Origin of the sequence: Streptococcus sp. 27098_8_69, assembly GCF_041432445.1 — a bacterium.
Lineage (GTDB): Bacteria > Bacillota > Bacilli > Lactobacillales > Streptococcaceae > Streptococcus.
Genome location: NZ_JAPVZO010000023.1, coordinates 14,666 through 36,582, shown reverse-complemented (window position 1 = coordinate 36,582; position 21,917 = coordinate 14,666). Strand labels below are relative to the sequence as shown.

17 protein-coding genes are annotated in these 21,917 nt (G+C 40.4%); 6 read left to right on the top strand and 11 right to left on the bottom strand.

Going from position 1 to position 21,917, the window contains the following annotated elements; all coding sequences use genetic code 11:
- From O3658_RS08355 to O3658_RS08335, 5 genes are all read left to right on the top strand, one after another.
- Positions 1-1,482 (top strand): DUF2971 domain-containing protein (locus O3658_RS08355; protein ID WP_371560774.1); only part of this gene is annotated, 1,482 nt, incomplete at its 5' end.
- A 160-nt stretch (positions 1,483-1,642) separates the two neighbouring features.
- Positions 1,643-1,969, top strand: a complete 327-nt coding sequence (locus O3658_RS08350; protein ID WP_000273853.1) for a PadR family transcriptional regulator — start codon at positions 1,643-1,645, stop codon at positions 1,967-1,969.
- Positions 1,956-2,549 carry a DUF1700 domain-containing protein gene (locus O3658_RS08345; RefSeq protein ID WP_371560772.1) on the top strand — a complete coding sequence of 198 codons (594 nt, stop codon included), beginning with the start codon at positions 1,956-1,958 and terminating at the stop codon, positions 2,547-2,549. The genes O3658_RS08350 and O3658_RS08345 overlap by 14 nt, the downstream gene beginning before the upstream one ends.
- Positions 2,542-3,450 (top strand): DUF4097 family beta strand repeat-containing protein, encoded by a 909-nt coding sequence (locus O3658_RS08340; protein ID WP_371560770.1) that lies wholly within the window; start codon positions 2,542-2,544, stop codon positions 3,448-3,450. The genes O3658_RS08345 and O3658_RS08340 overlap by 8 nt, the downstream gene beginning before the upstream one ends.
- 87 nt (positions 3,451-3,537) lie before the next feature.
- Positions 3,538-4,488: a DUF6574 domain-containing protein gene (locus O3658_RS08335; RefSeq protein ID WP_371560768.1), complete on the top strand. Its 951-nt coding sequence runs from the start codon at positions 3,538-3,540 to the stop codon at positions 4,486-4,488.
- Between the two features lie 155 nt (positions 4,489-4,643).
- On the opposite strand, the gene O3658_RS08330 is transcribed toward O3658_RS08335, so the two are convergent.
- The 11 genes from O3658_RS08330 to O3658_RS08280 form a co-directional block, all read right to left on the bottom strand.
- Positions 4,644-5,501, bottom strand: coding sequence for a DUF4299 family protein (locus O3658_RS08330; protein WP_371560766.1), 858 nt, complete (start codon positions 5,499-5,501; stop codon positions 4,644-4,646).
- 122 nt (positions 5,502-5,623) lie between these two features.
- Positions 5,624-6,610: a rhodanese-related sulfurtransferase gene (locus O3658_RS08325; protein WP_371560764.1), complete on the bottom strand. Its 987-nt coding sequence runs from the start codon at positions 6,608-6,610 to the stop codon at positions 5,624-5,626.
- Between the two features lie 132 nt (positions 6,611-6,742).
- Positions 6,743-7,432 carry a lysostaphin resistance A-like protein gene (locus tag O3658_RS08320; RefSeq protein ID WP_371560762.1) on the bottom strand — a complete coding sequence of 230 codons (690 nt, stop codon included), beginning with the start codon at positions 7,430-7,432 and terminating at the stop codon, positions 6,743-6,745.
- A 162-nt stretch (positions 7,433-7,594) separates the two neighbouring features.
- Complete coding sequence (locus tag O3658_RS08315; protein WP_371560760.1) at positions 7,595-9,073, bottom strand: ABC transporter substrate-binding protein; 1,479 nt, start codon at positions 9,071-9,073, stop codon at positions 7,595-7,597.
- A 109-nt stretch (positions 9,074-9,182) separates the two neighbouring features.
- Positions 9,183-10,103 (bottom strand): carbohydrate ABC transporter permease, encoded by a 921-nt coding sequence (locus tag O3658_RS08310; protein ID WP_006149055.1) that lies wholly within the window; start codon positions 10,101-10,103, stop codon positions 9,183-9,185.
- A 13-nt stretch (positions 10,104-10,116) separates the two neighbouring features.
- Positions 10,117-11,046, bottom strand: coding sequence for an ABC transporter permease (locus tag O3658_RS08305; RefSeq protein WP_371560758.1), 930 nt, complete (start codon positions 11,044-11,046; stop codon positions 10,117-10,119).
- A 213-nt stretch (positions 11,047-11,259) separates the two neighbouring features.
- Entirely contained in the window at positions 11,260-12,375 is a 1,116-nt protein-coding gene (locus tag O3658_RS08300; RefSeq protein WP_371560756.1) for a DUF4767 domain-containing protein, read from the bottom strand.
- A gap of 112 nt (positions 12,376-12,487) precedes the next feature.
- Positions 12,488-14,368 carry a beta-N-acetylhexosaminidase gene (locus O3658_RS08295; RefSeq protein WP_311522889.1) on the bottom strand — a complete coding sequence of 627 codons (1,881 nt, stop codon included), beginning with the start codon at positions 14,366-14,368 and terminating at the stop codon, positions 12,488-12,490.
- Complete coding sequence (locus tag O3658_RS08290; RefSeq protein WP_311522891.1) at positions 14,362-15,231, bottom strand: ROK family protein; 870 nt, start codon at positions 15,229-15,231, stop codon at positions 14,362-14,364. Before O3658_RS08290 ends, O3658_RS08295 begins: the two co-directional genes overlap by 7 nt.
- Before the next feature lie 84 nt (positions 15,232-15,315).
- Positions 15,316-17,961: an alpha-mannosidase gene (locus tag O3658_RS08285; RefSeq protein WP_371560754.1), complete on the bottom strand. Its 2,646-nt coding sequence runs from the start codon at positions 17,959-17,961 to the stop codon at positions 15,316-15,318.
- A 76-nt stretch (positions 17,962-18,037) separates the two neighbouring features.
- Positions 18,038-19,318, bottom strand: coding sequence for a glycoside hydrolase family 125 protein (locus O3658_RS08280; RefSeq protein WP_371560752.1), 1,281 nt, complete (start codon positions 19,316-19,318; stop codon positions 18,038-18,040).
- A 172-nt stretch (positions 19,319-19,490) separates the two neighbouring features.
- Here O3658_RS08280 and O3658_RS08275 point away from each other — a divergent pair, with 172 nt between their 5' ends.
- Positions 19,491-21,575, top strand: a complete 2,085-nt coding sequence (locus tag O3658_RS08275) for a GH92 family glycosyl hydrolase (RefSeq protein WP_371560750.1) — start codon at positions 19,491-19,493, stop codon at positions 21,573-21,575.
- Positions 21,576-21,917: the final 342 nt, after the last annotated feature.

The window sequence follows — 21,917 nt, the reverse complement described above, 5'->3', positions numbered from 1 at the left end:
TTCCAGGAATCACATGATATAGGAGAAGCATTTGCTAGTATTTTGTTCGTTTTATCAACCAAGCAAACTAAGTTGAAAGAACGGAAGGCTATTGTCGAAAAATTAGAGAAATTACAGCGAAAATTTCCAAAATCCGAAGAAATTGTTTTCAGCTATAGTATATTATTAGCAAGCTTATTTAATCATCAAACGGAGTTAGATGAACGTCTTAAAACCACAAAGATAATTAAAAAGCTCTATGGACAATTCTCCAACTTTATGTTACAAAATTTTGATGATCTATTTTCTCGTGATGATAATGTTTGTGACAGTGATGTTTATAAACTATTCAACTTTATCCTAAGGGAAGGTCTTTTAAAGAATACTAAATATGCTATCTTACAAAAATGGGCAGATTGTTATAAAGAAGACTCGATTGAACTAAATAACTTGCTATCAATTTATCAACTTGTTCAGAAAATCAAGTATCAACTGGGATTAAAAGACGAGGATAAAAATCAGGTGCTTAACTTCGGCCATTACACCAAGGGAAGCACTCTCCAAATTATGTTAGATCAAGAGGAGAATAAAAAGAAGAAAGGTAATTTTTCAGTCTCCGGGAAAACTCGCTTGTATAATGCTAATTATATGAATGATCCTGAGGAAGGAATCGTCATCGAACAGATATTGGGCTTAGATAGACGAGATGTTTTGGAACCAAGCTCCTGGTTTTTAATGAGTTTTACTAGTAAAATAGATGACCTAGCCATGTGGTCCCAGTATGGTGATGACGCTAAAGGTGTTTGTCTAGTACTTCGCGAAGATGATTTTTCAAGATTTACTTCCTTCAATGATGTTTCTTGGCGTCAAGAAAAAAACTTCTTAGAATTTGCTGATAAGATGTATTTAATGAAATCTGAATTAAATAGTGATTCTGAAAAATCTATCTTTCGAAGTGAAAGTGAAAATTCAGTCGATACAGTTAATGACGAAGGAACTGAACCGAATCTTGAAGAAAAAGGTAGTACTTCAAAAGAAAGTGTAGATTATCTCTACCGAATTGCCTATGTTAAAAATATACATGAAAATATAGAACTTGAACAGACCGAACTATTTGATAGGTCCGAAATAAAAGATTTAGAAAGCTTATTGAATCGTTTAAAAGAAAAACTAGATACTGGTTCAAAAATCACGGAGGAAATCTATCAAAATGCTATTGCTGAGTGCATAGAAGAGATTCGCTATTTATTTAAATCGGTAGATTATAAATATGAAAACGAGCTTCGCATCTTACGCTATGCAAACCTAGACCCAAGCAATAAGAAAATCAAAATTGATAAAACCTCTGGAGTAGGTAAACTTTATGTAGAACGAAAAAATTCAATTCAAATCGGTGAAGTCATTTTCGGTCCCAAGTTTCCGAATCCTGAGTATGTAACTCCTTTATTAAAACTATTGGATGAAAATATTGATTATACAAAATCTATGATAAAATTCAGATAAACTTCTCAGAAAATCCTCTAATCTTCTAGTTTTCACTAGAAGATTTTTTATATATAAAATTTTTACACATATTACTTGACAGGGCTTACAAATAGATGTATGATGTATGTGTAGAATAATTATATATAAAATTTTTACATACTAAAAAAGGAGGTGCCCCATGTATTTTCCAACATCATCGGCCTTGATTGAATTTCTCATCTTGGCCATTCTAGAACAAGGGGATTCCTATGGTTATGAGATTAGCCAAACCATTAAACTCATTGCCAAAATCAAGGAATCTACCCTCTACCCCATCTTGAAAAAACTGGATACCAACCGCTATCTGACTACATACTCTCGCGAATACCAAGGTCGGATGCGCAAGTACTACTCCTTGACAGAAATTGGAGAGGAGCAACTCTTTGTCCTTCGAGAAGAATGGACACTCTACACTGACACTATCAATGGCATCATAGAAGGGAGCATTCGCCATGACAAGAACTGAATATTTGAATCAGCTTGAAGCCTATCTGATGAAGCTTCCTCAATCTGATCGCATTGAAGCCATGGATTACTTCAAAGAACTCTTTGATGATGCGGGTCCAGAAGGTGAGGAGGAGCTTATCGCTAGCCTAGGAAGTCCAAAAGAAGCTGCCCATGACATCCTGACTACACTTCTTGATAAGAAAATCAACGAAGAAAATTCCAGCAAGAACGACCGCTATATTTTACGCATCGCTCTTCTAGCCCTTCTTGCAGCTCCTATCGGAATTCCAGTCGGAATTGCTCTTCTCATGTCTATCATCGGCATTTTTATCGCCGCTGTCAGCGTACTTATAGCCTTCTTTGCTGTATCAGTAGCTGGACTAATCCTAGGAGGCGTTCTCCTATTTGAAAGCTTCTACGTTCTGGCTGAATCGACATCTGCTTTTATTCTGATTTTTGGTGGAGGTTTACTAGCTATCGGAGCTTCATCCCTAGTCTTGCTAGCAACTTCCTATGTGACCCGTTTCTTTGGATTACTAGTCCTTCGACTTATCCAATGGATTCTTAATAGAGGAAAGAGAGGTGAAAGACATGCGTAAATGGACAAAAGGATTTCTTATCTTTGGTGTTGTTACTAGTATCATTGGTTTTTCCATGATGATCATCGGCATCCAAACAGATGGTGTCAGAAGCCTCCTTGCAATGTCTCAAAATCCAGTATTTGAAAGTCGAATGGAAGAACTCGTTTTTGATCAAGATATTGAAAATCTAAACATTTCACTAACAGAACATTCGCTCGTCATTACGGAGTCAAGCGATGATAAGATTCACATCCAGTATCATCCAACCATCTCTGAAAAAGAAAATCTTCAACACTCTATCAAAGAGAAAAGTCTTGAAATAACTGACACCAAGTCAACTACACGTCGCTCTATAGGTTCTAGTATCGAGGGTATTCTCTATATCGCAAGCGGAATTTCTAGTCGCAATGATGAAGTTGTTCTCTCATTACCAAGAGGAAAAGACTTAAAAAATCTAACTGCCCAGGTAAACCATCGTATCCTTTCAATTGCTAATGCAAAACTCAGCAATGCCAAGATTCTGTCAAATGGATATCTCCTTCGTATCACTGATAGCGAGATTAAAAATAGCCAAATAACCACAGTTGGAATTGTCAATGTATTTGAAACCAGTCTAACAGATAGCCGCATCCAAGCAGATCATGAACATATCAAGGCAGACGATATCCAAGTGCATGGTCGAGTGGAATTCGAGGCGAGAAAAGATATCTCACTCGAGTTATCTCAAAAGGAACTTGATCGAATCAATGTTGAGTTTTCTGCTGAACATGGTGATATCTATCGTTGGCATCGAGACAGACGTGACATACCTACGGGAGGTAGTAAAGGTGAAGCATTAGCTAACCCTTACAAAACAGAAAAAAAAGATACGCAAGATCTCCTCGTCGCAAAATCTAATCAAAATATCTATTTCCCATAATAAGATCGCTTGCTTTCTTATAGAAATCATGAATAAAGACAACTAGTAGTTACTACTCAAAAATTAATCAAAAAAGGGAGGTCTATTATGACTCAAGAATGGTTTGAAAGTGCTGATTTCGAAAAAACAGCCAACAATGATAAAAAAGATAGCCCATCCGACTCAGTTCTCCTTGAAGAAGATTCAGAGACAAGAGAAGAGGCGCCAGTAGTTGAGGAAAATCCTCAAGACAAACCAGAAGAACAGGATGCTGATCTAGAAAAAGTAGAGGCTGAAGAAGAACTTGCAACAAAAACAGACCAGTCAGAAGAACCTGTTAAAGAAGCTTCTCAGCCTAGCAAATCTTTGGAAAGTCCGTTTTTACCAGATTCTACATCTGCCAAAACAGCACTATTCGCAGTATTCAAAGAAGAACTGGCTGATCTTTGGTTTTGGCTACAAGGTGCCCTTAAAGAACCGACAACAAGCATTGATACAGATAAAAAACATAGTTATAATGCCTTTGCCCTGCTGACTATCTTTTCTGCTCTTAGTTTCTTCTGTGCGATTTATCACATCAAGCATAACTACTACGGCCATATGGCGGCTATCAACTCTCATGTCAGCGAGCAGTTCCCTTCACTGAATCTCTTTTCTATCTTCTCCATCTTGGTAGCGACAAGTTTATTCTTCTTTTCTATCCTTATGGGTGGATTTGTAGTTAAACGTTTTGTCAATCAGGACAATGACTGGACGCTGGAAAAATCCTTGCAAGAGTACAGCAGACTCTTCGCCCTTCCTCTCCTGCTCACAGGTATTGCCAGTTTCTTTGCCTTCTTTAATAGTCTACGCTTTGCGGCTCTTCTCTGCCTCATTAGCATTGGTCTGGTACTTCTTGCCAACCTCTATACCATCTCAAGACCAAGTAAAGATAGCCAAACTGATCCCTTCTATCGCCTGCTCTTGGCTGTCCTCGTCAACGGAAGCGTCCTATTTCTCTTTTTCCTAGCAGAAATGGCACTGGTTTCTGACTATCTCCGAGTCCTAGCTTTTATGTAAGATAAAGGTAGCGAGATAGAAAGATATTAGCTTTAGAGGATCATTACTATAAAATTTTAGAAATAAAAAAGCGAACAAGACAGAATTCTGATAATCAGAAAACTAATCTTGTCCGCTTTTTAACTTTATAGAAACTTTTGTCACAGATTCCTTATTTATCTATTTGCTAAGACTTCAAAATCCTCTCCTGAAACTGGTCCTACCTCTATTTGGTTAGCGTCCAAATCCTGACAAAGTTCCTTTGGAAGAGCTTCTAAAAAGACTTGGTAATCCAGTCTAGCTACTGCTTCATAGTCTTCAGGCTTAGAACCATCTCCAGAGATTTTCACCAGGTCAATCTCCCAGACAAGATCCTTACCAGCCAACTGCTCAACATAAGGCACAGGAACAACAGGACCTTTGGGCAAAATAGTCTTTACTCCTTGAGCCAGGTGGTAGATACCATGAACCTTACCCTCACCATCTGGATAGAATTTAGCACTTGCAGGATAAGCATCTGACTCTTGAACCCTCTTAACTAATTCTTCAAAACGTGCCAGTCCATCTTCTTCTAGGAAACTTTCTAAATCCTTCTTATCAAAGTAAATAGTTGATAGAATTCCTTGGCAAAAATATAGGCTAGCAGCCTTATCAGCTAAATAGTTTTTAACAGTTTCTTGGAAATAGTTTTCCAAATCAAAGTCTGCCAAGCCTTCAACTACTTCACCAACCTTGCTAGACAAAGCCTGCAAGAGTCCTTCTACAATCTCCCAGTCATCTCTTGTAATTAAGTCAGGAATGATCACTTGATAGCCGTTTTGAGAGTCAAGGTAGCGAACTTTAAAGAGAAACTGAGATTTTCCCACAACAGCACACTCGATATACTCGAGGCGATTAAGAGGTTGACGGAGGTAGACTGCATCATAACTATGTGACTCTAAGCCATCTACCAAGGCCAAGACTGACTTAGCTGTTAAAATCTCCTGTTGTCCTAAAATACTTTGTTTATTTGGAATAAAAAATGTTTTCACCATAAATGGTCTCCTTTGAAATCGTTTACATATAGTATACACCATTTTCCTGAAAGATGCAGAAACAAATTTAAGATTTTTTGGTCAAAAGCATAGAAAAACAGCCCGTCAGGACTGTCCTACTTTTATACAACTTCAGAATGATCTAAGTTCTCGCCAATCGCTGCTAAACGTTCGATGACTTGTTCTTGTGTCAATTCATGCTCTAAAACATAGCGATTGCGTGGGTGGACACGACACTCATGTGAGCAACCACGGAGATATTTGTCTTCGTTGTCTTCTGATGTCAAGATACGACGGTTACAGAATGGATTTCCACAGTTGACATAGCGTTCACATGGTGTTCCATCAAACCAATCTTTTCCGACGATAGTTGGATTGACATGGTTGACATCGACTGCAATACGCTCGTCAAAGACATACATTTTCCCATCCCAAAGTTCTCCTTGAATCTCTGGATCTTTACCATAAGTGGCAATTCCGCCGTGTAATTGACCGACATCTTTGTAGCCTTCACGGACCATCCAACCTGAGAATTTCTCACAACGGACTCCACCAGTACAGTAAACTACGACACGTTTGTCCATGAATTTTTCCTTGTTATCACGGACCCATTGTGGCAACTCACGGAAGTTGCGGATGTCTGGACGAATAGCACCACGGAAGTGTCCAAGGTCGTACTCATAGTCATTACGAGTATCAAGGACAACTGTATCTTCGTCAAGAAGGGCTTCTTTAAATTCTTTTGGAGACAAGTACGCACCTGTTGTTTCAAGAGGATTGATGTCGTTATCAAAGTTATCATCCTCTAAACCAAGGTGGACGATTTCCTTTTTGTAGCGAACAAACATCTTCTTGAAGGCTTGCTCACTTTCTTCGTCAATCTTGAACCAGAGGTCTTCCATACCTGGAAGGCTGTGAACGTAGTCCATATATTTTTGGGTTGTTTCGTAGTCACCAGAAACGGTTCCGTTGATCCCTTCGTCAGCCACTAGGATACGACCTTTGAGGCCGATTGATTTACAGAAAGCCAAGTGGTCAGCCGCAAATTGTTCTGCGTTCTCTATTGGGACATATTTATAGTAAAGTAAAACTCGAATATCTTTTGACATAAGATTGATTCTCTTTTCTAAGATTAAATTATCAGAATTTTTCATTCAACTATACCAGTATACTCCCTCAAGAAAGCGAATGCAATTTATTTGACTGAAAATTGAAAACAAGACCCAGTTTCAGATCTTGTTTCAGCTAAATATTCGATGAAGAAAGGTTACCAAAAACGGCAATGTAGCTACGATATTATTAATAATATGAACGATATAACCGGGATAGATACTCTTGGTATAGCGAGTTAGACCCGCATAAAAGATTCCAAATGTCGCAAAAACAAGAATATCTAGTACACTGGGAAAACTTGTAAAGTGAGGAAGAGCAAATAAAACCGAAGGAAGAATCAGGTCAAGCCCAAATTTCGAATCTTTAAAGAAGGCATGTTGGAACAAGCCCCTATATATCAACTCTTCCATCAGAGGCCCTAGAAAAAATAAGGTCAAGTAGAGACCCAACTCAGCAAAATTTGTCTCACTATAGCCAATCAACACAGCCCACCCTTCATAAGTTGACTGAACATGTCTAGCCGTTTGGAAATTAAACGTTATATAAAGCACAGCTACGAGAATCGTCAAAACTGTATACCACAGCCATTTTTTCTTTGGAATAACAAAAAGATATCCATGTCCTGTCTTGACTAAAATACCTATCATAATGCCAATAAAGGCAAGACTGATAAGATTTCGAATCCAGAAAAAATTACCAATTTGAGAAGAAAATTGCCAGTAATTTTGGATCATAAGCGTCAACTGAGAAAGGTCATATACGAAAAATAGGTAGGATAAGATTGCACTTATTTTAAAGAATGGATGATATTTTTTCATATGACTATAACCTATGTTAAATGTAAGAGCAAAACTCTGAACAAAATGCAGATAATTATATGCAAATGCTAAAAAAAGAATCACCACCTCATCTGGAAAAACCAGACAAGGCAGTGATTGCAATTTTTAGGAATGAATACACGAAATCAATTGTTCTTGCGATTATTTGCTTTTCAAGAATTCGTCGTATTGTTTTTGCATTTCATCCAATACTTTTTGGTAAGCACCTTCAGATTTCAATTTTTCCATCAATTCTGGAATAGCTTTTTCTGGGTCTACAGTACCAGTGTTGATAGCTGTATCGAATTGTTGCATAGTGTTAGTGATAGCTGAAATTTCAGATTTCACGCTGTCAGTGTTAAAGATGAATCCAAGAGCTGGAGATTCTTTTGCAGTTTCCAAGTCTTTCTTAGATTGTGCGATTTGCTCATCTGTAACGTTTTCGTTGATGTAAAGGATCCAGTTGTTACCAGTGTTCCATCCTGACATGTGAGTGTTTCCTTTGTATCCATCAAGGACACGAACACGGTTTTCTTTACCTTCAACTTTTTCCCAGTTCTTGCCTTCTGGTCCATAAACAAGTCCGTTCAAGAGTTCTGGGTTAGTGTTCAAGAGGTTCAACACTTCCATTGCTTTTTCTTTGTTCTTAGAGTTGTTTGAGATTACAAAGTTTGCAACTTGAGTTGTTTGGTTTTTCTTGATGAAGTTAGTAAATGGTTTGATTTGGATGTCTCTGTTAGCAACACGAGAAAGCAAGCTGCTACCGTAGTCAGCTGGTCCTACTGTCTCTTCGCGAACAAACCAAGTATCTTGAGTAAGGTCATATGAAGTATCGCTAGTTGCTACGTCTTTTGGAATGTATCCTGCTTCATAGAATTTGTGAAGAGTCTTCAAGTGTTCTACGAAACGAGGAACTTCGTAACGGTTTACGATCTTAGTAGTGTCGCCTTCAAGGTCGATGACGAATGGAAGTCCGTTTGCAACTGGGTAGTCAAAGTTTTCTGATGGGATAAAGTTTTTACCAACAGCAAATGGCATTACATCTGGAGCTTTTTCTTTGATTTGTTTCAATACTGGTTCAAGTGTTTCGTATGAAGTTACACCTGAGATATCGATTCCATATTTTTCAAGAAGTGGGCCGTTGAAGGCAAAGTTTTGTGAAGATGCAACGTTGGCTGCAACTGGAACAGAATAAATCTTACCGTTTACAGTGTTACCTTTGATGTAAGCTGGGTCAAGCGCTTTGTAAAGATCAGCTCCTTCTTTCTTGTACAATTCTGTCAAGTCAGCATAAGCACCCTTTTGAGCGTTTACTACGTAGTTATCTGCAAATGCGATATCATAGTTTTCACCTGATGAAGTGATAACTGACATTTTCTTACCGTAGTCACCCCAACCAAGGTATTGGATATCCAATTTAGCACCAACTTTTTCTCCGATGATTTTGTTTGCATTTTCTAGCAATTCATCCAAGTTATCTGGTTTGTCACCGATTTGGTACATTTTGATAACAGTTTTATCACCTGAAGCTGAGTCAGCAGCTTTTTGGTTGTTTCCTTTAAGGTTTCCACAAGCTGCAAGGCTAGCAGCTAAAGCGACAAGGCTAGCAGATGCAAAAGCATATTTTTTCCAGTTTTTCATTATAAAAACTCCTTTTTTTATTTTTAAAGTTATTAACAAATTGAGATTGTTGATTTTCCTTTGCCAGAAAAATCAGCGTTAGGGAAGAAACATTATTTCTTAGACTTCCTTATTCTTTAACACCACCGATAGTCAAACCTTTTACAAAGTAGCGTTGGAAGAATGGGTAGAGGATCGCAATCGGAACAGTCGCAACTACAACCATGGCCATACGACCTGTTTCTTTTGGTAGGGCAACTGCAAGTTGTCCTGACATACCAACTGACTTAGCAATGTAATCCATGTTGTTTTGGATTTGCATGAGCAAATATTGCAATGGATACAAGTTATCACTCTTGATGTAAAGAAGGGCGTTAAACCAGTCATTCCAGAATCCAAGCGCTGTCAATAGTGTAATCGTTGCGATACCTGGTAGTGAGAGCGGTAAACAGATTTGGAAGAAGATTCGAGCTTCACTAGCTCCATCGATACGAGCTGATTCGAGGATTGCTTCTGGGATAGTCTTCTTGAAGAAGGAACGCATCAACATGATGTTGAATGGTGATAGAAGCATTGGAACAATCAAGGCCCAAATGGTATCACCAAGGTGAAGCAACTGAGTTACCACGATATAACCTGGTACCAAACCAGCATTGAACAACATACTAAGCAAAGCGAAGATTGTAAAGAATTTACGATACTTAAATGTTGAACGTGAGATGGCATAAGCGTAAGTTGTAGTGATAAAGACGTTTGTCAATGTACCGACAACTGTCACAAACACTGAGATAAAGAGCGCTTGTAAAATCTTATCTTTGAACTGAGCCAAAAACTCAAAACCATCTAATCCAAATTGTGATGGGAAGAAGCTATATCCATATTGAACAATACTCTTCTCATCTGTAACTGAGATAATGATGACAAAGATAAAAGGCAAGATACAAGAGAAGGCCAGCAAACCAGATATGATACTAAAGAAGATATCTGCTTTCTTGCTGAAGGAGTGTATGCCAACATTATCAATTTTTTCTTTTTGAATTTTTTTTGCCATATGCTCCTCCTTTCTAGAATAGGGCTGAGTTAGGATCTACACGTCGTGCTAGTAAGTTTGATAGGATAACCAAAATCAAACCAACGACTGACTGGTAGAGACCTGCCGCTGAAGCCATACCGATATCTGCTGTCTGAGTCAAACCGTTAAAGACATAGACGTCCAATACGTTTGTTACGCTATAGAGCTGACCAGCGTTGTGAGGGATTTGATAGAAGAGACCGAAGTCTGCACGGAAGATGTTTCCGACTGCAAGGATGGTCAATACTGTCACAAGTGGTGTCAACTGAGGAATCGTTACGTTGCGGATACGTTGCCATTTGCTAGCACCGTCCACTGTCGCTGCTTCGTAGTAAGTTGGATCAATCCCCATGATGGTTGCGTAATACATAACACTACTATATCCAAACCCTTTCCAGATACCTAGGAAGAGGAGAAGATAAGGCCAGATACTGATGTCAGCGTAGAAGTTAATCCCCTTTATGCCAAGAGCTTCCAAGGTGTGGTTAATAAGCCCTTTATCGATATTTAGGAAAGCATCTGTAAAGAAACTGATGATAACCCAAGATAAGAAGTAAGGGAATAACATAGATGTTTGGTAGATTTTAACCATTTGCTTAGAGCGAAGTTCACTAAGGATTATGGCGATACCAACTGACACAACCAAACCGATAAAAATAAATCCAAGGTTGTAAAGCACAGTGTTTCGAGTGATGACAAAGGCATCTTTCGAACTAAACAAGAATTTAAAGTTATCTAGTCCAACCCATTTACTATTTATAATACTGTGGATGAATCCTTCACCAGTCATATGGTAGTCTTTGAAGGCAACCACATTTCCAAATACTGGGATGTAGAAGAATAGAATCAACCAAAGTGTCCCTGGTAAAACCATTAAGAGAAAAATCCAGTTATCTCTCAAGGTTTTTGAAAACTTGTTCATAATTTCCTCCCTTTTTATTTTTCTAAAACTTAATAATCTCACAATTTTTAGTTTTGATAACGTTTACAAAAATAGTATACTCTTATTTTTAGGATAGTTTAAACTACTAATTATAGAAAAAACTCCACAAATTATTTTATGTGGAGAATTTTTTATATAAGAAGGATGTTTCACGAGAAACGTCTTGCTTGCAAGAGGTGTTGCCCATATTTATTACTTGAAAACTTGTTCTAAAATCGGTTGGTGAAATTCAACAAAATGAACCCGAGCATCTATAATAGCACCTGCTTCACTTTTATCAATCTCCGGTTGCCCCTCAGTATGTAAAATAGTAGGGCGACCATCCATGTAGCCAAAAAGAATCACTTCTGTCCCCGCTTCATTCACATAACAGGCCAAGATTTCAAAGCGTTTTTCTCCAACACCAGCAGTATAACCATGCCATTTAAAAGTATATTTGACTCCATCGACTTGTCCAAATTGCATCATCTGATCCGGAACTGCAAGCCCATAATAACGACCGTATGTTGCTAGGCTAGTCGACTTAAATCTTTCACCTCTACTATCCGAGTAGGATTCCATGGCTATTTTTATATTGTCTGTTAGAGAACTATTGTCTATATCGGGCTCATTCTCTGTAGTGACACTCGTTTTTAATAGAAACTCCTTAAAGCCTTGTGCTAAATCTGTGTTTTCAGTCTCTTCAAAGTTTGCAGTATTGATAGTTTCTAGCGTCTTATCGGTATGCAAGACCTGTGCTTGCCCATCTTTCAGTGTAAATAAGTAGAAATGTTTGTCCTGATTGTCATAGTAGGCATCCAAAACCAAGTAATCATAGGCGTTGTCACTGGATATCCCGAAAATATTCCATCTGACTCTTTTCTGAGAAACCGTTGTTGTTTCTAGTTTTTTGATGAGTTCATTTTTTTCGTCAAAGTTTCTATGCTCTAGTCTATAATAGGACTTCCCCATAGAAGAAGCCCAACTTGCAAACTCTTCCTGCCACTTTTCGATCTTGTATTGGATTAGCTTTTGAAAATCCGAGTAGTTCTTCATAATCAAGGCCTGATCAGTCGGATTAGATAGCTGGAGCTCTTCCATGGCTACAGCCGTAGCAGCCATAGGTGATTGAACAGCTGTATCCTTGGCTTCTTTTTCGTGGGAAAGAGCCTTTTGATAGGAGGCCGCTAGGTAATGAAAATAGTTGGTTACTTCCTTGGTTTCTTGCTCCCTCGGTGTTGATGGATTAGTTACGCTATCTTCAGTCGCCTTGTGGCAAGCAGATAAAACTAGCACACTCACACCTAGGACTAGTAGTAGTTTTCTCATGGTCAAACCTCCACACTATCCTTATACCTTCATTATACTCCTTCCCTATCTCCAAATCAAAAAACATCTCCATGTATTAAAAAGGAGATGTTTAACTATTTGTGATAAATTTCTAGGTTGTATAAATAGTGGATGCTGTCGCAATAGTATGCCATTGGTTGGCTGTTGTGGCTGCGAAGTCCTTATCTGCGTAGAAGTCGTTAAATGGCAGAATCTCTACTTCTAGTTCTTCGATGCGGTCAATTTGACCAGCAAGATAAGCCTCGATACGACTTTCTGCTCGCTTGATCCGCTGCAAGAGTCCTCCCATACGGATGTCTACGGTATCCAAGCCAAAGACCTTGTTTTCTTTCAACCATTGGTGGCTAAAGAGAGCATGGAAATATTCAATCTGGCTTCTGAGTTTTGGCAATTCTTCTCTGGAAATCTGTTGCAAGCTTTCTTTATCACCTGCTTGATAGGCTTGACGAATGCGTCGGCCCACATCCACTTTACTGCTTAAAATCTGGTTCAACTGAGCCTGAGTTTCAAAGAGATAAGCATAGTTTCCAGCTCTTTCTTTGATTTCAGCAAGAGTCTCAGCTGCTTGGGCAAAGTGTGGTTTGTCCTGCTCAGGAGTCATGTGCTTGTCAAGGATTGGGCAGAGAACATCCTGATAAAAGACATAACGGTTAGGATTGATACCACTGAGATTGTCTGGTAGATCAGGCAAGAGGTTGGCAAGATCCAGCTGCATAAAGTCCTCAACAGATAAACCTGTATTGGTCTTGAAGTGATCTGACAAACGCTCTAAATCATTGCGATAGCTGAGTTCTGCCCAGATTTGCAAGCTTGGTAGAATTGATAACTGGGCTGTTTCACCACCATTATCTCCCCAACCAGTCACAATGACTTCTTTGATCTGATTGGCACGGCAGGCTTTGTTTGCTTCAAGAGCAATGAGACGGCTGAAATGGTTATGAGGTGTAAAGCCAATCCACTTCCAAGCACCACCTGCAAAGGCGATATCCTGGCTAATCTTGTGATGGTTACTGAAGTTACGATTGTATTTTTCTTCGCTATCCTGATAATAATCCCAGTAAACCAAGGTCACACGGTCTTTGAGACGGTCTAGATAAACTCGTGTTTCCTCTGGAATTTCCACATCACGGTCGTACTGGCCGTCTGCTGACATGAGTTTGAAGAACATATCGCTCCACATCTGGCAGTGGAAACCATACTTGTCTGCAATATCCAGCACGCGCTCCAAGTGTTGGCACATGAGGAGACTACGATCAACCACACCGTTCAGGATAAGATAACGTCCCAAACCAACCAAGTGGGCTTCGTCCATTCCGATATTGACCTTGCGAGTTTGTAGTTTAGATAACGTCGCAAACATACCGTCAATCAGGTCATAGACTTTTTCCTCACCGATGAGGAGAATGTCCTCTACATCACGAAGTTGCTGCACTTCCTTGACACCCCATTTGACAAAGGCTGATAAGTGGGCCAAGGTCTGGATACATGGAACAAAGGTCATATCAAACTGATGAGCGTAGGCTTCAATTTCCTGTAACTCTTCAGCTGAGTATGCTCCACGGAAATAGCCAAAGTATGGTTGCCCTTCAATCTGATAGGTGTCTTCCATGTAGAGCTCAAAGCTTGAGTAGCCCATGAGAGCCAAGACCTCAATCATCTGCTTTGCAGATGCGACATTGATCACGGCATTGCGCGAACAGTCCGCCATGTAGGCCAAATCTTCGTAAGCAGCTTTTTCCTCAATCTCTACCTTGTCCCCTTCTGCTAAAGCTGTTGCGAGCACAGACAAAGCGCGGTAAAGTTGGTGAGGTTTGCGGTATGTCAATTGATAGTGGCCACCCTCACCCTTGATAGAAATAGAAGCTTGGTCAGACTGAGCGACTGCCACTTCTACATCTGGTAGAGAAATGTGATTTTTTAATACTTCGATAGTTTGGACTTGTTTGGGACTAAGTCCTGTAAATCTTACCATTGGTTTTCCTCCTGTAACCAGTTGACAAGGGCACCGTAGAGATTGGCATCTGCGTGATAGGTGCAAGCTTGAATGACTGGAGCGATTGTATATTCTTCATATCTTTCCACAAAGGCGTCTACTGCTTTTTGCACACCCTTGATAAAATCTGGGTTCTGGCTGATAGAGCCTCCCAGACTAATGACATCTGGATCGATGAGATACTGGATATTGAGTAGCCCTTGAGCTAGATTACGATTCATCCGCTCAATGGCTTCCTGGCAAAGAGCATTGCCGGCTGCCGCTTCTTGGTAAACCTTGCGGCCATCCCAGTCTGACTGATCTGATTTTTCAATCACATAACGAACCATGTTTCCTGTTGATGCTAGTTGCGACCAATTGTTGAGTTTTTCTGCTGGTTCGATGGTTGTCATGTAACCAAACTCACCACCCAAACCATGGCGACCACGGTGAAGCTTGCCATTGATAATCATAGCTCCACCGATTCCTGTACCAATCACGACACAGGCTGCATTTTCAATCTCAGGATGAGCCAACAATTCACTGAGTCCAACGCAGTTGGCATCATTTTCTAGATGGACAGGTAGCTTATAATGAGCAAGGGCCTCATACCATGAAAAACCATGGATGTAAGGAATGGCGCTAATCCCCTCAATCACTCCTGTTTCTTGATTAACTGCACCTGGCACACTCATAGCAATCCCACGATAGTCTTGTTCTGACAAACGTTGGTCCAACCAAGCTAGCAACTCTTCCAGAGTCTCTGGAGTTGGTGTGCTGGTCTTATCTAAAATCTTTCCATCAGGAGTGAGACTGGCAAACTTAATTCCAGTCCCTCCAATATCAATGGTTGCAAGTGTCATTTCTTTCACCTGTAAAAAGGAGCGAATTAGCAATTGGTTCTTACTTTTTCGCTCCTCCTTTCTGTTTATGTTTTCTTTTTGAAATTAAATTTCTTCTTTTTTAATCAATTCTGTACGAATTTCTTGCGGTGCCAATAGTCCTGAGTGAACTGGATATGGGCGTTCTAGCAAGTCAAGAATGGTTTGTTGTTTGTCAGACACACGAACATTTTCTTGGCTCATGTTGTAGTAACGAAGGACATAACCTTCTTCATTTTCAGCTACCTTAAAGGCTGTTGGACAAACTTGTGGCAAGCTAAGTGCTGGATGGTTGAAGAGACTACCTGTTGCAGCAACACTACCTTCTTGTTTTGCAACTTGAAGAGCTGTAAATGGAACCTGGAAGGCTTTGGCACGACGGAAGGCTGAGAAGCGTTCCCCTGCTTGGTGGCATTCTACTGCAAACTCAACTTCGATATCGCGCAAGCACTGGGCTTCTGGTGTTGGGAAATAGCCCCAGTCACCTAGCTCACCTGAAGCACGGAGAAGGGTTACAGCCATGATGTCGTCTCCAAGGATTTCGTATTCGTTCAATCCTTTATTGGCTACAGTCACCCCTTTTACATCATCATACAAGCTAACAAAGGCTTGTTGGTGTTGTGGATTTTCAGGATTTTCCCAAGAAGCTGCTGGTTTATTTGGTCTTGTCACAACTTCATAGATGCTTTCAGAATCGTTACTTGGGCGTGTGTTATGAGTTTTGACCAAGAGACGAATGCGGTGGTCTTTGGCTGTATTAGTAAAGCGAGTCTTGAAGCGAATCTGTGGATTGTCCACAAAGACAGTCATTTCTGTTTCAAGAGGAATGGTTGTCAACTCTTCTGAACGACCTGCGTCTCGTTTCATGAACTCGATGATTCCTCTTTGTTCAGCATCCAATTTTTCATCTGCACTGACTGGAATAGTCAAGTCGTGTTTGAGCAAGACCTTAGCATAGCGAGCATTGTTTTCTAGAACTTCATAACCTTTCAGTTGAGCAAAGATCGGCTCTGTCCCTTTTGGTTGGAAGTAAATGTACTCGTTACCGATATCACCACGATCCTCGAATTGGATGAAATCTTCGTAAGCTTCGTTTGTAGTCTTATCATAGACTGTGATTCCTTGGTCTACACTCACAGTTACGAATGGTGTATCAATGACTCCATTTTGGTAAATACCATCACGGTATTCTACTTGACCTTCGACCAATTGGAAGCTTGCCCAAGAAAGCGGAGCAAGGTGGACTGGGATTGTCACGCGCACTTGACGTGCAATATAAGGTTGGCGGAATTTATCCTTAGGCAAGGTGTAGCCAAAACTTGCTCCCAAGTCTTCAATCTTGGCTTCAAGGACATGACCATCCAAATCTTCAACGTGATAATCTGGCAAGGTCACAGCTGCCATCTTCTTGTAACCTTCAGTTGGATGCAATTCTTTGAAATCACAAGTAACAACATCCACTACAACACTAACTGTATCAACCTTGTCATGTAATCCAGTGTTGATAACCGTAAAGAGGTGGTCACTTTGTGCTTCCTGAGTTGCTATTTTGTGTTTCCATTCATTGAGAAGGTTTGTTTTGACGAAGTTTCCAACTTGGTTGACCTTGGCGAAGCGAGTTTCCATTTCACGGTGAACCTCGTCAATACTACAACCACAGATACTATCGTGTGGGGCATTTTGCAAGAGTACTTTCCAAGCATAAGTTAATTGATCCTTGTGGTTATGTCCACCAGTAATGATGGTCAAAGGTTCTACTACTTGCTCCAACAAATTGCTGTTTTCTTGGAAGGCTTGTTTGAGATAAACGCGTGAAGAAGAGGTATTAGCAAGAGTGTACCAACCATCCGTTTCCTGGCTAGTCAACTCACCTGTAACAGTTGATAGGTGTTCAGGAAGTGCACTTTCGACTGCTTGAACGTATTCATCAAAGGAGCTGTGAACAAAGGTCACGTCAGGGAAAAGTTCGTTTGCCACACGAATGGCTTCACTCAAATTTCGTTGAACTGGTTGGTGATCACATCCGTTCATCATCAACCATTGATTAGTCGATGCATAGTCACGAACATCTGCCAATTTTTGTTTCCAGAAAGCTAAAGCTTCGTCTTTATCTACCGGAATTTCGTTCCCGTTACTGTACCAGTTAGCAAAGAGAATACCAAGCACACGGCTACCATCAGCTCCCTGCCAGTACATTTCTGAAAATTGAGAGGTGAACTGCTCATCTTCAAGGACTTGGTTGTCAAATCCGATTGGCTTCACACCGCGACCAAAGGCTGCTACGTGAATACCTGATTTTTGAAGAATTTGAGGAGCTTGCCCCATATTCCCAAAGGTATCTGGGAAGTAACCAATTTGAGTAGATTTGCCCCATTTAGCACATTCAGCTTGACCAATCAAGGTATTACGGACATTGGCTTCACTGGAGATCAAGTAATCATCCTGCAAGATGTAAAAAGGACCAATCTTGAGCTTGCCTTCGTCGATATAACGCTGCACCTTGTCACGGTTTTCAGGACGAATTTCTAAATAGTCATCGAGGACGATGGTTTGTCCATCCAGGTGGAAACTCTTGAACTCAGGATCATTTTCAAAAAGATCAAAAAGATTGTCAAAAAGTTCCACCAACTGCATACGGTGACTTTCAAAAGGTAGATACCACTCACGATCCCAGTGACTGTGAGAAATAATATGTACAACAACATTTTCCATGAGTAAAACCTCATTCTAACTTAAATTTAAAAATATATTTATGATTCTTTACAAGAATCTGTTGAGCGATAGCTCATTAGCGAATATCCAGGTAATCTAAGACCAATTCGCAGAACATCATGTTGGCCCATGAGAACCATTCACGAGAGTAGAGAGTCGGATCATCGACGTGGAAGCTTTCGTGCATCACACCTGTTCCACCATCACATGCGACGAGCTGATCTAGCAAGAATTTTTTCTCAGCTTTATCTGTAGCTGTCAAGCCTTGGATAGATAGGGCAATGGGCCAGATATAGCGATAGAAGGTATGAGAACTTCCGAGACCGCTAGCGTATTCTCCTTGGTAGAAGTATGGATTTTCCGGACTCAGAATGGTACGGCGAGTTGCTTGATAAACTTTATCATCGACCGAACAATAGCCCAGATAAGGCGCAGCCAGCAGACTTGGTACGTTTGGATCATCCATGATGCTGGCATTTCCTAGACCATCCACTTCAAATGCGTAAATCTTTTCACCCTTGCTGTTAGTGGTATAGGCGTAGTTTTCAATTCCTTCTTGGATTTCAGTCTGAAGACGCTTAGCATCTGCGATAATACTCTGGCTATCAGCTAAGTTCAATGCTGCGAATATTTCCTGGACATAACCTAAGACAACGACTGCAAACATATTTGACGGAATCAAGTAGCTATACTGACAACAATCATCACTCGGACGAAAGGCTGACCAGGTCATTCCTGTCACGGCAAAGTCAGGACCAAAACCATCATTTACCAAAGTGTCTTCCTTACGATCGGTATCCCGAACAAAACGATAAGGTGAATTTTTGTGGTCTTGTTCTACCGTCCAAAGATGAAGAATCTCCTTGGTTGCTGTAACAAATGTCTCATCAAACTGACTGGTTTCTCCTGTTTCTTTCCAAAGGAGATAAGCTAACTGCAATGGATAGCAAAGCGAATCTACTTCATACTTGCGTTCCCAAATCCAGCCATTGAGATCTGTATGGTCTGTTTCGTGGTGACCCTTCCAGTTTTCTTCAATGTTGAAGGAGTTAGCATAGGGATCCTTGAGGATCAAGGTCATCTGACGTTTGACCAAACCAGCAATGGTCTGGCGTAGACGAGGGTCTCTTTTTGCCACATGAAGATAGGGTCTAAGCTGAGCAGTCGAGTCTCGAAGCCACATAGCTGGGATATCTCCTGTCAGTACAAAGGTTGACCCGTCTTCCAATATCTCAACTGTATTGTCCAAGGTGTCTGTGTAGCAACGTTCGAAGACATCAACCCACTCAGGATGATCCTTGGCACGTTCTGCCACTTGGTCCAACCATTCTCTGACGATTTCCTTAGAATAAACCATAAACTATTTTGCCTCTTTCAAACAAATTTTCATTTTCAGTATATAGCTTTTAGTCCAGAAAATATATACACAAATGTTAGTCATTATTCTACAAAATTGTTATATTTTAAAGTCATTTTCTAAAAGTCATCTTTTTCTGATATAATGTAGAAAACTACTGAAGGAAATCACTATGAAACCTATACTTGAAACCATAGATACGCGTTTTGGAACAGCCAGTAAACATGCATTTTCACGAGGTAATACCCTACCATACACTGGAGTGCCTTTTGGGATGAATTACTTCGTTCCACAAACTAGTGACCAGGAAGGATCTTGGTTTTTTGATCCCCATCTTCCCATATTTCAGGGTGTTCGACTAACCCATCAGCCTAGTCCTTGGATTGGCGATTATTCTTGGTTACTACTGACTCCTGTTACAGGAGAAATCAGTGGTGACACTCTCTTCCATCGTCAGTCTTCCTATAACCTTGATCGTGCTATTTTCAATCCCCATTATCTCAGAATTTTTTCTGAGCGTTACCAGATTGAAACTCAGTTAACTCCTACTTGCTACGGTGCTTCTGTCCTACTAAGACAGACACAAGGAAAAGCCCTATCCATCTATCTGCATGCGAATGATGATTTGACAGTGGAGCAAGTGGATGAGCGTACTGTCAGCCTTGGCCAAAGTGGATTAACTGAAACAAATAAGAGTCCTCTCACCATGTTCACCGCCCTCGCATTCTCTAAGGATATTCTATCTGTCAATCAAGTGGGGCAAGACTGGCGTATTGACTTGGCTGGAGCGGAAACTCAAGTTCAACTGGCGACTTCTTTTATTTCTAAAGAACAGGCCCTCTTTAATCTGCCTAGAAAAGACTTTGAAGAAACGAAATCAGATGCTAAAGCTAGTTGGGAAAACCTTCTAGGTCGTTTTGATGTCGTGGAAACTGGCTCTGTAGACCGAACATTTTTTGATCACTGTCTTTATCGACTCTTTCTCTTCCCGCAAACCTTCTATGAGGTAAATGAGCAGGGCGAAATCATCCATATGGACCTCGCTTCAGGAACAGTTAAACCAGGTCTTCTCTTTACCAACAATGGTTTTTGGGATACCTTCCGCACGTCATTCCCACTCTTTGCCTTGATTATTCCAGAGCACTATCGTCAGTTTCTCGAAGGCTTCCTCAATAGCTACCGTGACACCGGATACCTCCCTAAGTGGCTGGCTCCTGACGAAAGAGGGATGATGCCTGGCACCTTGATTGATGGCCTTATTGCAGATAGTGCTTGTAAAGACATGGCACCTGAACTTGAGGAGGAATTTCTCAAAGCCATGCTTGAAACTGCGACTAAGGCTGATCCAAAAGCTATCAACGGACGACACGGCCTGGCACAATACCAAGAACTAGGTTACCTATCCACAGACTTCCATGAAAGTGTCAGTCACACACTAGACTATGCCTATAGTGATTTTTGTATCTCTACTTGCGCAGCAAAATTAGGTCAAAAAGAGCTGGCACAAACCTATGCTCACTATTCTAAAAACTATCAGAACCTCTTTGACTCTGAGACAGGTTATATGAGGGCGCGTGATGTAGATGGCAACTTCCGTCCTGACTTTTCTCCTTATAGTTGGGGCCGTGACTACGCTGAATGCTCAGCCATCCAAGCCAGTCTCGGCGTCTTACACGATATTTCTGGACTTAGTCAACTCATGGGTGGAAAAGAAGCCTTTAGCAACTATCTCTTAAAATCTTGTCAAAGTCTCCCACTCTTTGAAACGACGGGTTATGGATATGAAATTCACGAGATGAGCGAAATGGCAACAGCGCCATTTGGGCAACTAGCCATTTCAAACCAACCAAGTTTCCACATCCCTTATCTGTTCCGCTACAGTAATTATCCCCAATATACCAGTCTCTTAATCAAGACTCTCCGTCAAAAAGCCTTTCGAGCTGGCTGGGATGCTTATCCAGGAGATGAGGATAACGGCAGTTTATCAGCTTGGTATGTCTGGTCCACTCTTGGGCTTTACCCGACCTGTCCAGGAAAAGCAAACTATGACCTTGGAATTCCACTCTTTAACCACCTTCGTGTCTATCTGGCAGAAAAAGAACAGTGGTTGGATGTTCGTACTCAGCAAAATCATGAACACTTCCACTTTGTACAAGACTGTCATCTTGACGGAAAAGAAGTTCAGAGTATTGATCACCAAGATTTGCTAAACGCCCAATCTCTCGACTTTACCCTCAGCTGGTTACCAAATCACTAATAAGTCAAATCCCTTTGTCATGTACAGGGGGATTTTCTGATTTATACCAAATCCTCCACAAAGTTATCCACAGATTGTGTATAACTTTCAAATCAATTTCATATACTTCCAAACGATTTCTCTCAACCATTTTTTTGACATCCTAAACTAAAACACCCTCAATATCCTGTTCTATCAGTCTTTATAACCGACTAGCTTAGTACCCAACTCATACATTCTATCTCTTTTTTCTAAACTAACATTTAGAAAACAATTTTTTATTTCACAAAGTTATCCACAGATTGTGTATAACTTTTACTCAAGTACAAACTCCAGCTGATAAATTCCCCCTACATTTTTTAT